Genomic DNA, 14,025 nt, shown 5'->3' on the forward strand with positions numbered 1-14,025 from the left:
GGGCACTCTGCGCAGCAGGCGCCGAAGCCGGGGCACTCTGCGCGGCAGACACCGAAGCCGGAGCACTCTGGGCAGCAGGCGCCGAAGCCGGAGCGCTCTGCGCGGCAGGCGCCTGGGCCGGGGCGCTCTGCGCGGCAGGCGCCGAAGCCGGAGCACTCTGAGCAGCAGGCACCGGAGCCGGAGCACTCTGAGCGGCGGACACCGGAGCCGGAGCACTCTGAACGGCAGGCGCCGCGGCCGGAGCACTCGTACCGGTCGGCGCCAGGTCGGGGGTGCTCTGGCCGGCGGGCGCCAAGCCCTGGGCGTTGTGAGCGAACGCAGGCGTGGCGGAACCGGCGGCGATCAGGGACCCGGCAATGACCGCAGCAGCCTTCAGAGACTTCATCGTGTTCCTTTCTTCGGCAACGCAGGTCGCCGGAGGGGATTCTGTCGCCGTGCCTAACGAGCCCTGGCCGGGGCGGAAACCAGAGGGGCTGAAATTGCCGATTCCTCATATGAGAAACCGGAGAGGCCGGGCCCCTGGAACGGGAAAAGGCCGGAGATAAGCCGGGAGAAAGGCGGGAACCGCAACAGCCGTGGTGCAGCCGCCTGGAGCGGGCACCACGGCTGGACGGGCCGGAGCCGTACCGTGCGGATGCTCACCAGTCCGACAGCCGCACCATCGCCGACGGGGTGGCCTCGGGAAGCGTGCCGACCGACACCGAAGTCTCCTGCGTCGTCGACATCGATGACGATGATGACGACGTCGTTGTGGGCGTCGGCGTCGGCGTCGATGTCGACACCGATGTCGGCAGCAGGAGCAGGCCGTCGTCGAGCAGGTCGTCGATGAGGTCCTCCAACTCGGCCAGCAGGTCGTCGACGGACGGAGCCACCTCGGTGTCGTCACTGGAGGTGAGCGCTTCGAGCAGGTCGTCGACGGCGTCCTCCACGGTGTCCAGCAAGTCGTCCACGGCGTCCAGCGTGCCGCTCGTGAGGTCGGTGTCGGCGTCGACCGTGGAGTCGGTGTCGCGCCTGGGGGGAGCCAGCAGCAACACGCCCGTCGCCGGAGTCTTGGCGGCCTGCTCGGCCGCGGCCTTGTCCAGGGCGGCCTTCGCGGCGTCTCCCAGTCTCCTGGCCTCGGCGGCGGTCAGTCGGCCGTTGTCCGCCTTGAGCACGGCGTTCAGCAGGTCGGCGACCGGAGCGAGCTCGCCGCCGTAGATGGTCCTGACCTGACCGAGGAGCGCGTCCGCGCCGGCGCGCCGGGCATCGGGCGACGCCGCATGGCCGCGCTCGCGGGCAGAGTCGGCCGCCATCGCGGCGGGGCCGGTGATCCCGACCAGGAGGGCGGCGCACAGTGCGCTGGACGCGATGCGCCGCGCGGGCAGAGCACGCATGGGGGGTTCCTTTCGACGGGCGTCGGATCTTGAGCCAACCGTGAAAGCGCCCATGACTTCCCGCAACCGCTCATGCGCTTTTCGTGTATTCCGTATTTCACTCCGTTGCTTCGTCCTGCCTGATGAGGCGGTACTCCAGGGCGGTTGTCCCGGCCCCGTCGGGAGAGCGGCACCGGCCGCCCTGCGCGGAGGAACCGGGAGGAGGGCACAGCCCGGCGGACCAGGCTCGTGACGAGGGGTCGGCTTCACCATTCCGACACACTTGTCGTACTTCATCGAATATCACCGAATTTGTCCGGTTGATGACTAGAGTTGCGAACCTCCCGAGCACCCCTCTGGGCGGACGCATCGCGCTCGTGCCGTTGCCTTCCACCGCCACCTGTTCCGAAAGGGCACCGACGGTCATGCGCCATTCCCTGGGTCCGCTGTTCCGCCGTGGGACGGTGGGCGTTCTCGCCCTCGCCGCGCTGTGGGCACCCGCCGCCTCCCCTGCCTCCACCCCGGCCGCGGCGGCCGCACCGGAGGAGAGCAGCCTCGCCTTCTCCCAGCGCTACCGCGCGCACCAGCACGGCGGCATCGTGCGCGCGGCCAACGCCTCCATCAGCTGCACGAGCGCGGCCTCTTCGTGCTCGGACGTACAGGCGGGCGGGCAGGGGGCGAACGGCGACTTCGACATGTTCTACATCGACGTCGACCGCGACCCGAACACCTACAACTCCTCCCGCGCGGAGGTCCGTCTGCCGGGCGGCTCGCGGGTGACGTACGCGCGCCTGTACTGGGGCGGCAACCTGCGCGTGGGCGAACAGAAGCCGCCGGAGGACAACGAGCGGGTCCTGGTCGCCGAACCCGGTGGGGAGTACAAGGAGCTCTTCGCGGACACGGTCGTCGGACACCGCGTGGCCGAGGGCGCGGACGCCTTCCAGGCCTCGGCGGACGTGACGCGGCTGGTGCAGGAGGGCGGGCCGGGCCTGTACACCGTGGCGCAGGTCAACGTGGCCATGGGCAGATCGGCAGCCGGGGCATGGGGCGGCTGGACGCTGGTGGTGGCGTACGAGAACCCTTCGGAGCCGCTGCGGCACCTCGCGCTCTGGGACGGCTTCACCTCGCTGAAGTCCGGCGGACAGGAGATCCGGCTGCAGGGCCTGGACTTCGCGTCGGGCGCGGGGGGCCGCGCGGGGCTGGTGGCGTACAACGGCGACCGCGGCACCAGGGGCGACTCGCTCACCATGACGAACGGCCCGGCCTCCATCGCCCTCAACAACGACGCCAATCCCGAGGACGACGTCCTGAACTCCACCATCACCGAGCCGGGAGCGGATGCGCCGCGTGTGCCCGCGTACGCCAACAACCTCGGCTACGACTCCGACGTGTTCGAACTCGGCAGAGGCCTGCAGCACGCGGGCGACCAGCTGACCTTCCGGTTGCAGTCCCCGCACGACGCCGCGTGGGCCGGTGTGCTCTTCGCCGCCGTCGACGCCCGGCGATGAGCCCGCTGCCCCCCGTACCGAACGCTTTCCCAAGCGAGGAATCCGTGCATACGCACCTGGCATCCACCACCCCTCGGCCGCGGATCCTGCACCTCACCCAACCGGTGGAAGGCGGAGTCGCACGCGTCGTCGCGGATCTGGTCCGGGCTCAGCTGGCGGACGGCATGGACGTCACCGTGGCCTGCCCCGACAGCCCGCTCACCGCGGAACTGCGGGCGCGCGGCGCGACCGTACGGCACTGGGCCGCGACGCGGTCGCCGGGTCCGTCGCTCCTGCGGGAGGTGCGGAACCTGGCCCGGGTGATCGACGAGGTACGCCCCGACCTGGTGCACGCGCACAGCGCGAAGGCCGGGCTCGCCGGGCGCCTCGCTGTGCGCGGGCGGATCCCGACGGTCTTCCAGCCGCACGCCTGGTCGTTCGAGGCGGTCGACGGGAGCACCGCGGCCCTGGCGCTCAAGTGGGAGCGGTGGGGCGCGCGTTGGGCCACGCGGGTGGTGTGCGTGAGCGAGGCGGAGCGCGCGACCGGCGCGCGGGCCGGGATCACCGGCCGATGGTCCGTCATCCCCAACGGCATCGATCCCGAACGCTTCCGCCCTGCCGCCGCCGGCACCGTGCGGGCCGGGCTCGCACCGCTCGCCGGCCTCCCCCCGGCAACGCTGCTCGCCGTCTGCGTGGGACGGCTGTGCCGGCAGAAGGGGCAGGACGTCCTGCTGCGGGCGTGGGAGGACATCGTGTGCAAGGTACCCGACGCCCGCCTCGTCCTGGTCGGCGACGGGCCGGACCACGACCGACTGCGCGCAGCGGCCCCGGAATCCGTGCTGTTCGCGGGAGCCGTCACCGACGCCTCCCCCTGGTACCAGGCCGCCGATGTGGTCGTCCTGCCGTCCCGCTGGGAGGGCATGGCGCTGGCCCCGCTGGAGGCGATGGCCTGTGGGCGGCCCGTGGTGGTCACGGACGTCGACGGCGCCCGCGAGAGCCTGCCGCCCGTGTTCGCCGCCCGGTGCCTGGTCCCGCCGGAGGACCCGGCGGTGCTGGCCGCGGCCGTCACCGAGCTGCTGCTCGACCCGATGGAGCGCGAGTCGCTCGGCAACCGCGGCCGCCGGCACGTGCTGTCCACCCACGACGTCCGGCACACCGCCGAGGCGGTCACGGCCGTCTACCGCGAGCTGCTCGGCGGACGGCCCGCCACCGACAGGGCGCGCCCCTCCCGAGCGATCGAGTGCGTCACGGCCCGCGGCACTGAGCACGGTCAGCCGCTCGACACAGGCCCTGGCGCCGAGGCGAACCAGACAACACAGCGCGTCGAGCCCACCGAGCACAGGGAGTCGATCCACTCGTGACCGCCGAACGTACCGTCCCGTCCCCCGGCGTAACGCCACGGGACCACGGTTCCTCAGCCGTTTCCGTCATGCCGCCGCGCGGCACGGCCACCGGTTTCCGTGTCCCCGTTCCCCGGCGCCCGGCCAGGCCGGCCTCACCGGTCCCGCTGCTCGTCACGGACTGCGTCGCCGCCCCGGTGGGCGCGCTGGCGCTCGCCGAACCCCAGCGCCATCCGCTGCTCGTCACCCTGCTGATCGTCGCCTCGCTGCTGCTGCGCCCGCGCGAGAAGCGGCCACCGGTGCCGGGGCTGCTGGAGGAAGTGCCCGCCGTGTGCGGCCGCATCGCGGTGGCCTGGCTGCTGCTGGCGGCGCTGCTGGCGGCGTACCGGCCGGAGCACGCGTTGTCCGCCGGCACCGTACTGACGGGTCTCGCCCTGCAGGCGGCGGTGGCGTGTGCGCTGCGTGGAGCCGTGCACGGACGAAGACGCGCCGCACTGCTGCGCCACCCGCACACCGCGCTCGTCGTGGGCCCGGTGGCGACCGCGCAGCGGGTGGCCTCCGCCGTGCTGCGGCACCCGCGGTGCGGAGTGCGGCCGGTGGGGATCGTCGCCGAGCAGCCGGACGGCACCGAGGGCCTGCCGGTGCTGACCACCGGCGAGGAGGTCGAGCGTGCGGTCATCCAGAACGGGGTGCGGGCCGTGCTGACCGTTCATCCCTCCGTACGCGCCGAACAGGCGCCGCTGCTGCGGGCGCTGGCCGAGTCGGGCTGCACGGTCTGGGAGGTCGACGCCGAATCCCCGTCGTACGCGTCGAAGGAGCGGCTGGCCGGTTTCCCGTACCGGCGGCTGGAGCTGTTCCCGGCGCACCGCGGCAGCGTGGGCAAGCGGATGCTCGACATCCTCGTGTCGGGGACGCTGTTGCTGCTGGTCAGCCCGCTGCTCCTGGCGTTCGCTGTGGCGCTGCGGCTCAGTGACGGGCCGGGCGTGGTGTTCCGGCAGGAGCGCATCGGCAGGAACGGAAAGCCGTTCACGCTGCTGAAGTTCCGTACGCACCGCCCGGTCGACGAGCACGAGTCGGCGACCCGGTGGAGCGTGGCGAACGAGCACGAGATGCGCTGGTTCTGCCGTATGTTGCGGCGCACCTCGCTCGACGAGCTGCTCCAGCTGTGGAACGTGCTCCGGGGCGACATGAGCCTGGTCGGGCCGCGGCCCGAACGACCCTACTTCGTCACGCAGTTCAGCCAGACCTACCCCGGTTACGGGTCCCGTCACCGCATGCGGACGGGCATCACCGGCCTCGCCCAGGTCCACGGGCTGCGCGGCGACACCTCGATCGAGGACCGTGCCCGGTTCGACAACGCCTACATCGACGACTGGTCGCTGTGGCAGGACATCTGCATCCTGCTGCGCACCGCGACCCTGCTGGTGCGTCCGACGGGGAGCTGAGAGACCGTGAGCCACGCCCTGACATCGCTCCAGCGCCGGGCCGCCGATCTGACGCCGATCCTTCCCGTGGTGGCCGTGCCCGCCCTGCTGGCGCTGCCGCTGACGCCGGACGGCGCGGGGCCCGCCGACGTGGTCTCAGGGCTGGCGGTGGTGTACTGCGTGAGCCGTCTCCTGCGCGAGCGGCGGCGACCGCTGTCGCCCGCCGCGGTCGTCGTGCTGGGCCTGCCGGTCGTGGGGCTCGCGTTCGCCGCCATGGAGGCCACGCCGGAGGCGGGGCTCAGCGGCATGGGCCGCTATCTGCAGCTCTTCGTGTTCGTCCCGGCGGCCGTACTGCTGCTGCTCCGCGACCGGGCCGACTTCCGGATCGTGGCCTGGTCGATCGTGGGGCTCGGCCTGTGTCAGGGGGCCGTCGGCGTGCACCAGTACGTCACCCGGACCGGCGCCTCCTACCAGGGCGAGAACATCCGGGCGGTCGGCACCTTCGGGCCGCATGACGTGATGGGCATGGCGACCGCGGTCTCGCTCGGCCTGGTCTGCGCGGTCGGCATCGCGCTGGGCCGGGCCTCCGTACGGCAGCGGGCGGCCGCGGCCGGGTGCGCCCTGGTGCTGCTGCTGCCGCTGGCGGTCTCCTTCAGCCGGGGCGCCTGGATCGCGACCGCCGTGACGTGCGCCGTGCAGCTCGCGCTGGCCGGGCTGCGGCGTGCGCTCAAGGTGGCCGCCGCCGTGGCCGCCGTCGGCGTGATCCTGGTGGGCGGGTTCGGCGTCGGCACGGTGATGCTGCAGCAGCGGATCGACAGCATCGCGCAGGTCGCCGACGCCCCCGACCACTCCGTCGTCGACCGGTACGCCCTGTGGGCGTCCGCCATCGGCATCTGGAGCCGGCACCCGCTGACCGGCGTCGGGTTGAAGGCCTTCCCCGAGTACCGCGACGGACACGCCACGCTGGCGCTGTCGTCGGGCAGCGACATCCACGGCGCGGGGGTGGCCTTCGAGAAGCAGCCGCTGCTGTCGCCGCACAACATGTACCTGCTGCTGCTGAGCGAGCAGGGTCTGGTCGGGCTGCTCGGGCTCGCCGGGAGCTGGCTGGCGCTGCTGGTGTGCGGGCTGCGGCGGCTGTTGCGCGTCCGCACCCGGGGGCCGGGGCTCGACTGCGCGCTCGTCGCCTGCGGGCTGCTGGTCTGGCAGCTGACCGACTTCATGTACGGAGACATCGGCGGCCCCTCGACCGTGCTGACCGCCGTGGCCCTGGGCCTCGTGGCGTGGTGGGCGCTGGCCGGCGACGAGCGGGGGGCCGCCGTGCCGCGGAACGGGACGCGACAGCGCGTCGAGGAGGCCCTGGCGCGATGACGGTGGTGCCCTCGCAACCCCCCGGATCCGAAACGGACAGCGCGGCGACCGTACCCGCGGCGCGTGCCGCCACCATCACCGGGGACGGCTCCGACCCGGCCGCGGCGGCCTCGGCATCCCGGAAGTTCCTCGCCAGGGCGGCGCTCATCACGGCGTCGCTGTCCATCGCGGGCTCACTGCTCGGCCTGGTGCGCGACCAGGCGCTGGCGCGGCTGTTCGGTGCCGGGAGCGACACGGACGCCTTCCTCGTCGCGTGGACCGTGCCGGAGTTCGCCGCCACCCTGCTCATCGAGGACGGGCTGGCGATCGCGCTGATCCCGGCGTTCAGCATGGCGCTGGCCCGCCGTGCCCGGGGCGCCGCGGGCGACCCGGTCCGCGCCCTGGTCGCCGCCACCCTGCCCCGCCTGTGCCTGGCCCTCGCCGCCGTGGCCGCGCTGGCCGCCGGCACGGCTCCCTACCTGGTCCGGGCACTCGCGCCCGGCCTGCCCGACCCCGGCCTCGCCGCCGACTGCACCCGGCTCACGGCGACCTGCGTACTGTCCTTCGGGCTCGCCGGGTACTGCAGCGCCGCCCTGCGGGCACACCGCAGCTTCCTCGCCCCCGCGGCGATCTACGTCGCCTACAACGCCGGCATCATCACCGCGATGTTCGTCTTCGGCGACAGCTGGGGGGTGCGCTCCGCCGCGGTCGGGGTCGCGGCGGGCGGCTGTCTGATGGTGGCGGTGCAACTGCCGTCGCTGTGGCGGCAACTGGCGTCGCGCACGCCGGCCCTCGGCGGAACCGGGGCCGACGCCGAGGCGCGGCCGATGCAACTCGCCCTGGTCGCCTCCGTGCTCCTGTTCGCCCTGTGCCGTCAGTCGCAGGTCCTCGTCGAACGCTTCCTCGCCTCCTCCCTGCCCTCCGGCGCCATCTCACACCTGAACTACGCGCAGAAGGTCGCCCAGATCCCGATGACGCTGTCGCTGATGGTGTGCACCGTCACCTTCCCGGTGGTGGCGCGGGCGCTCGCGGACGGCGACACCGAGCGGGCGCGCACACGTGTGGAGCGGGATCTGGCGCTGGCCTCCTGCCTGGTGCTGCTGGGCATGTGCGCGGTGATCGCCTGCGCCCCGCAGATGATCGAACTGCTCTTCCAGCGGGGCGCGTTCACCGCGAGCGACACCGCGGCGACCTCGGAGGTCATGCGTGTGTACGCCCTCGGGCTGCTGGGACAGACCCTGGTGGGTGCCCTGGTCCGCTCCTACTTCTCGGCGGGCCGGCCCCGCTGGTACCCCGTCGGCATGATGGCCGCGGGCATCGCCGTGACGTCCGCGATCGGCGCCGCCACCGTGCACGCCTGGGGCGTCGCGGGGATCGCCGCCGCCAACGCCTTCGGCATCACCGTCACGGCCGCCCTGATGCTCGTCGGCCTGCGCACGAGCCGGCCCCACAGCCCCCACGGCGTCTCGATCCGCGTCCGGCAGGTGCTGGCCGAGCTGAGCAGGCCGGTGTGCGCCGCGCTCGTCGCCACCGTCGCCGGGGCGTTCGTCGCGAGCCGGCTCCACTCCCCCGTGGCGGGCCTCACGGCCGGCTGCCTGACCGTGACCGCCGTCTTCGTCCTCCTCGCCTGCGCCCTGGGCGCCCAGGGCTCCGCATCCGCACTGCGCTCCGTGCGCACCCTCACACGAAGGCTCACACATGGTCGCTTCCGTTGATTCCGTCGGCACCCGCAGACCTCCCGTACCGCGCCCGGGTCCGATCCCGTGGGTGGCGATGTACCACTCGGTGGGCGACTGCTCGGACGACCCGTACAACATCACGGTCGCCCCCGAGCGGCTCGACCGGCAGCTGGCCTGGCTGCGCCGGCGCGGACTGCGGGGCGTGTCCGTCGCCGAGCTGCTCGCCGCCCGGGGCGAGGGGCGGCGCCTGGTCGGGCTCACCTTCGACGACGGGTACGCCGACTTCGTCACCGACGCGCTGCCGCTGCTGCGCCGCTGGAACTGCGGCGCCACCCTCTTCGTGCTCCCCGGACGGCTCGGCGGCGACAACGCCTGGGACCCGCTCGGCCCGCGCAAGCCGCTGCTGACCGCGGACGGCATCCGGCACGCGGCCGCCGAGGGTGTGGAGATCGGCTCGCACGGGCTGACCCACATCGACCTCACCAAGGCGGACGACCTCACGCTCAAGACCGAGGTCGCCGAGAGCCGCGCACAGCTGATGGAGCTGACCGGCGCCCGGGTCGACGGCTTCTGCTACCCGTACGGCACGATCGACGCCCGCGCCGTCGCGGCCGTACGGGAAGCCGGATACGCCTACGCCTGCGCCATCGACCCCGGCCCGCTCGCCGGTCCGCACGCCCTGCCACGCGTGTACGTAGGCCAGAGCGACACGGCCCTGCGTCTGCACCTGAAGTACCGGCTGCACCGGCTGCGCCGGCGCCCGGTGGAGGGCCTGTGAGATGAGGGCGCTGCACATCATCACCGGCCTCGGCGTCGGCGGGGCCGAGCAGCAGCTGCGGCTGCTGCTGCGTCATCTGCCCGTCGACTGCGAGGTCGTGACGCTCACCAACCCCGGTGCGGTCGCCGACGGACTCGCCGCCGACGGGGTCCGCGTCACGCACCTCGGCATGGGCGGCAACCGCGACCTGGCCGCGCTCCCGCGCCTGGTCCGGCTGATCCGCGCCGGCGGCTACGACCTGGTGCACACGCATCTGTACCGGGCCTGCGTCTACGGCCGGCTCGCCGCACGTGTCGCCGGGGTCCGCGCGGTCGTCGCCACCGAACACTCCCTGGGCGACTCGCAGATGGAGGGCCGCCGACTGACGGCAGGGGTGCGCGCGCTGTACCTCGCCAGCGAGCGGCTGGGCTCGACGACGGTCGCCGTCTCCCCGACGGTGGCCGACCGCCTCAGGCGCTGGGGCGTGCCCGCGCCCCGTATCGAGGTCGTCCCCAACGGCATCGACCTGGAGCGTTTCCGCTTCGACGAGGAGCGGCGCGGGCTCACCCGCCGGCGCCTCGGCCTGCCCGAGGGCGCGTACGTCGTCGGCGGCATCGGCCGGCTCACCCGGGGCAAGCGGTTCGACGTCCTCGTCCGGGCACTCACCCGGCTCCCGGACGACCAGTGGCTGCTGCTGGTCGGCGGCGGCCCCGAGGAGCACGTCCTGCGCCGCACGGCCCATGAGCTCGGCGTGGCCGACCGCGTCCTGTTCACCGGCGAACGTCCCTACGTCCCCGACGGCTCCCCCGGCCCCGACCTGCCCTCGCTCACCTCCGCGATGGACGTGTTCGCGTCCCCGTCCCCGGAGGAGGCTTTCGGGCTGGCGGCCGTGGAGGCGCTGGCGTCCGGCCTGCCCGTGCTCTACGCCTCCTGCCCGGCGATCGAGGACCTGCCGCCGCAGGCCGCCGCGGGTGCCCGGCGGGTGCCCGGCGGCCCCGACGCCTACGCCCGCGCGATCGCCGAGGTGCGCGCGGCGGGCCCCCTGCCGCGCACGGTCCCGGAGGCCGCACACCGCTACAGCATCGCCCGCAGCGCAGCCCGCCTCATGGACGTGTACGCGGCAGCGGTCTTCAGTTCGTCGACGTCCCTCTCACCTCTGGGAGCCAGCTCCTCATGACCGACACTTCGACCCGTCAGCGCCTGAAGTCCCTGGCCAGGGGGCTGCCGTCCTGGTCCGTGCTCGCGGCCGGCACCCTCGTCGGGGGGCTGCTCGGCGGCGCGTACGGCCTGGTCAAACCCCCGGCGTACACGGCCACCAGCTACGTCATCGCCGTACCGACCGCGAAGTCCGGCCCGGAGTCCGCCCTCGGTTTCGCGCAGGCGTACGGCCGGGTCGCCACGCAGCTCGCGGTGCTCGGGGACGCGCAGGTGTGGGCGGGGGTGTCCCTGCGGACGCTGCAGCACAGCGTGCGCACGGCGACCTCGCCCGACGCGCCGATGGTCGCCGTCTCGGCCACCTCCACAAGCCCCGGCCTCGCCGTCGACATGGCCAACGCGGTCTCCCGTGCGCTGACCCGGCACGCGGACGACACCAGCGGCAGCACCCAGGTCCGGCTCGTGCAGTTCTCCCGGGCGGTCACGCCGACCGAGCCGACATCGGCGTCACCGACGCTGACCGGCCTGGTGGGTGCGAGTGCGGGCGGGCTGCTGTGCGGCCTGACCCTGCTGGCGCGGCCGAGGAGGACCGGACAGGACGACGACCCTGTTCCGGCCGCCTCGGTGCCCGGCCCGGCCGCCGCCGCCGATGTACAGGGCAAACGATGACGATGACGGGCCCGGCCGGACCGATCCGCGGCGAGCGTGCCCCCGCCGAGCCGGCCCGGGACGGGGAGCGTCCGTACCGGCGGTGCCCGGCGGTGGCGGCGGATCCCGAGGCGGGTCAGCCGCCACCGGCGGGGTCGGCTGGTGCGCTACCACCAGTCCAGGCGGAGGCAGAGCCTCCCGCCGAGCCAGTACTCCGCCCAGCTGCCCAGGTCCAGCGGTGTGCAGCCCTCGGGCGGTGTGGTGGGCGTGGCCGGCTGCGGCGTGGGGGTGGGAGTCGGGGTCGGGACCGGGCTCGGAGTCGTCTCGTCGGTGCGGCCGAAGAGCGTGGACCGGTAGATGTGGGACGACCTGGGGTTGTCCTCGCACTGCCACACACCGTGCGGGCAGTAGTCGGTCAGCGTGTTGTAGACCGGCTGGTGCTCTTCCATCCACTCCAGCATGCGCCGCATGTACTCGGCATTGTCTCCGTTGCGGAAAAGTCCCCATTCGGGGTACGAGATGGGTTTGCCGTGGGCCTTCGCGAAATCCACATGCGCCTGCAGCCCGTAGGGCTCTTTCACCTGTTCATCGAACGACATTCCGGCCGGCTGGTCGTAGGCGTCCATGCCGATGATGTCGACCGTGTCGTCCCCCGGGTAGCACTGCGTCCAGGGAATGGCGTCCCGGCCGCGGCTGGGCGTGAAATCGAACCGGAACTTCTGGCCCGGCACCGAACGCATGGTGGTGACGATCCGGTTCCAGTACTTCTTCCAGGCCTCCGGGTCCGGCCCGCAGCGGTGGGTGTACGTGGTGCCGTTCATCTCCCAGCCGGGCACGAGGACCGTGTCCGGCACCTTCAGTTGCATCAGCCGCTCGGCCAGGGCGCGGAAGTGATGGTCGAACTCCCCGGCCGCGCCCCGTTGCAGCAGGTGCCGGACCTCGTGATCGGGGACGCCCTCCTCGTTGCGCTCCAGCATGGGGACATTGATGACGAGCGTCCGGTCAGCCTTCTGGTTGCGCCAGTGCGCCCACGCCTCAAGGAAGTGGGCGGAACCCTCGATGTCGTGCCAGCGGTGACCGGGCAGGTAGGTGTGGCCGACGCGGATCTCGGTCCCGCCCAGCCAGCGGCTGAACTGGGCCATGCGGGCCACACCACGGGCGTCGGAGCTGAGGAAGGCCCCGAAGGGCGGTACCCCCTGGCCCACTGCCGGCGTCGTGGTGGGGCCGGGGGCGCCCGGAGGCGTGGGCTCCACCAGGGGGGCGGGCGCCGTCGGGGTGGGTGCCGGAGCCCGGGCGTCATCGGGTCGCACCACTGTCGTCCGCGCCGCGAGGCCGGACGCCAGAGCGGCCGAGGCGACGACCACCGCCGCGCCGATGGCCAGCCGGCGGATGTGGGCCCGCTTGCGCTGTGGGGGCATTTCTGCTCCATTCTTCGCTCTCGTCCGGCCTTCTGCGTCCTTTTTATTGACGAGCAGTCACCTGAAGTCAGTCACAAGAAAGCCATGGGCGCCACAGCCGTTGCGGCTTTCGAGTGCCCCGCTCGCCCGTGCGGGTGAGCCGATCCCAAAGAAAGAGAGAATTCGTGTCGCTTCTCGACACCCGCGTCCCCGCCGTACTGCTGCGGACCGACCGGAATCCCTTTCACCACGGAACACTGGGTGCCGTGCGTTCGCTCGGCAGGGCGGGAGTGGAGGTTCATGTCGTCGCCGATGCGGCGCCGAGTCCCGTCCACGCGTCGCGTTACGTACGCCGGATGCATCCCCCGCCCCTTCCGGGTGCGTCCCCGGAGGAGGTCCTCGGTGTGCTGCGCCGGGTGGCGGAGCGGGTCGCGCGTCCCGCGGTCCTGGTTCCGCTGGACGACGCGAGCGCGATCGCCGTGGGCCGCATGCGGGACGACCTCGCGCCCTCCTATCTGCTGCCGGAGATGCCGGGCGCGCTGGCCGAACGCGTCGCCGACAAGGCGGAACTGGCCGCCGTGTGCGCGTCCGCGGGCGTTCCGCACCCGGAGACGCTGGTCCCGGACAGTGCGGCGCAGGTCGCCGACCATGTGCGGCAGCTCGGGCTGCCGCTGGTGGCGAAGTGGAGCCGGCCCTGGCTGTTGCCCACCGGCAGCGGGCTGCGCAGCACCGTGCTGGTCCACTCGGTGCAGCAGGCCTGTGAGCTGTATCTGCGGAGTGAGGAGGCGGGCAGCCGGCTGCTGCTGCAGGCGTATCTGCCGCCGGGACGGGACCGGGACTGGTTCTTCCACGGCTACGCCGACCGTTCGGGCACCGTGCGCGCGGGCGGCCCGGGCCGCAAGCAGCTGGCCTGGCCGCGCGCGGCGGGGCTGACCGCGGTGGGCTGCTGGACGCTGAACGCGCAGGTGCAGGAACTGGCGGAGCGGCTCACCGGCGAACTGGGCTACCGCGGCATCTTCGACCTCGACTTCCGCCGCTGCGGCACGACGGGGCGCTATCACCTGCTGGACTTCAACCCCCGCCCCGGCGCCCAGTTCCGGCTCTTCACCGACGGCGCGGGGCTCGACGTCGTACGGGCTCTGCACCTGGATCTGACGGGCCGCCCGCTGCCGGACGGGGCCCCGGCGATCGGGCGGGCGTTCGTGGTGGAGAACTACGCGCCGCTCGCCGCGCTGCGTGCGGCACCGGGCGGGCGCGAACTGGCCTGGCACGCCCCGGACGACCGCGCCCCCGGACGGGCGATGTGGGCCCTGTGGTGCCGTCATGTCTCCCAGCGGCTGCGTGAGCGGCTGGGCCCGCCGCCGGCTGCACCGACGCCACGGCTGATTCCCCGAGCGGCCTCTCCCTCCCTTACCGACAACGAGAAAGCGAGCAGTTGA

At 73.1% G+C, this 14,025-nt stretch carries 11 protein-coding genes; 9 read left to right on the plus strand and 2 right to left on the minus strand.

Going from position 1 to position 14,025, the window contains the following annotated elements; genetic code table 11:
• Positions 1-638: 638 nt before the first annotated feature.
• Positions 639-1,373, minus strand: a complete 735-nt coding sequence (locus tag NW895_RS18040) for a hypothetical protein (protein ID WP_289936730.1) — start codon at positions 1,371-1,373, stop codon at positions 639-641.
• 404 nt (positions 1,374-1,777) lie between these two features.
• Between NW895_RS18040 and NW895_RS18045 the strand changes: the two genes are divergently transcribed.
• The 8 genes from NW895_RS18045 to NW895_RS18080 are packed head-to-tail and all read left to right on the plus strand — an operon-like array spanning position 1,778 to position 11,210.
• Entirely contained in the window at positions 1,778-2,860 is a 1,083-nt protein-coding gene (locus NW895_RS18045; RefSeq protein WP_289936731.1) for a DUF3344 domain-containing protein, read from the plus strand.
• A 44-nt stretch (positions 2,861-2,904) separates the two neighbouring features.
• The gene (locus tag NW895_RS18050; protein ID WP_289936732.1) at positions 2,905-4,200 is read left to right on the plus strand and encodes a glycosyltransferase family 4 protein; all 1,296 of its coding nucleotides are present in this window, start codon (positions 2,905-2,907) and stop codon (positions 4,198-4,200) included.
• Complete coding sequence (locus NW895_RS18055) at positions 4,197-5,624, plus strand: exopolysaccharide biosynthesis polyprenyl glycosylphosphotransferase (RefSeq protein WP_289936733.1); 1,428 nt, start codon at positions 4,197-4,199, stop codon at positions 5,622-5,624. The genes NW895_RS18050 and NW895_RS18055 overlap by 4 nt, the downstream gene beginning before the upstream one ends.
• A 6-nt stretch (positions 5,625-5,630) precedes the next feature.
• Entirely contained in the window at positions 5,631-6,971 is a 1,341-nt protein-coding gene (locus tag NW895_RS18060) for an O-antigen ligase family protein (protein ID WP_289936734.1), read from the plus strand.
• Positions 6,968-8,665 (plus strand): lipid II flippase MurJ, encoded by a 1,698-nt coding sequence (locus NW895_RS18065; protein ID WP_289936735.1) that lies wholly within the window; start codon positions 6,968-6,970, stop codon positions 8,663-8,665. Before NW895_RS18060 ends, NW895_RS18065 begins: the two co-directional genes overlap by 4 nt.
• A complete protein-coding gene (locus NW895_RS18070) occupies positions 8,649-9,407 on the plus strand; it encodes a polysaccharide deacetylase family protein (RefSeq protein ID WP_289936736.1) in 759 nt (252 codons plus the stop codon). Before NW895_RS18065 ends, NW895_RS18070 begins: the two co-directional genes overlap by 17 nt.
• A 1-nt stretch (position 9,408) precedes the next feature.
• The gene (locus NW895_RS18075) at positions 9,409-10,563 is read left to right on the plus strand and encodes a glycosyltransferase (protein ID WP_289936737.1); all 1,155 of its coding nucleotides are present in this window, start codon (positions 9,409-9,411) and stop codon (positions 10,561-10,563) included.
• On the plus strand, positions 10,560-11,210 hold the full coding sequence (locus NW895_RS18080) for a lipopolysaccharide biosynthesis protein (protein WP_289936738.1): 651 nt from the start codon (positions 10,560-10,562) through the stop codon (positions 11,208-11,210). Before NW895_RS18075 ends, NW895_RS18080 begins: the two co-directional genes overlap by 4 nt.
• Before the next feature lie 146 nt (positions 11,211-11,356).
• On the opposite strand, the gene NW895_RS18085 is transcribed toward NW895_RS18080, so the two are convergent.
• Complete coding sequence (locus tag NW895_RS18085; RefSeq protein ID WP_289936739.1) at positions 11,357-12,607, minus strand: glycosyl hydrolase; 1,251 nt, start codon at positions 12,605-12,607, stop codon at positions 11,357-11,359.
• A gap of 164 nt (positions 12,608-12,771) precedes the next feature.
• On the opposite strand from NW895_RS18085, the gene NW895_RS18090 reads away from it, so the two are divergent.
• Positions 12,772-14,025 carry an ATP-grasp domain-containing protein gene (locus NW895_RS18090; protein ID WP_289936740.1) on the plus strand — a complete coding sequence of 418 codons (1,254 nt, stop codon included), beginning with the start codon at positions 12,772-12,774 and terminating at the stop codon, positions 14,023-14,025.

It is taken from the genome of Streptomyces sp. S.PNR 29, from assembly GCF_030386795.1.
Classification (GTDB): domain Bacteria; phylum Actinomycetota; class Actinomycetes; order Streptomycetales; family Streptomycetaceae; genus Streptomyces.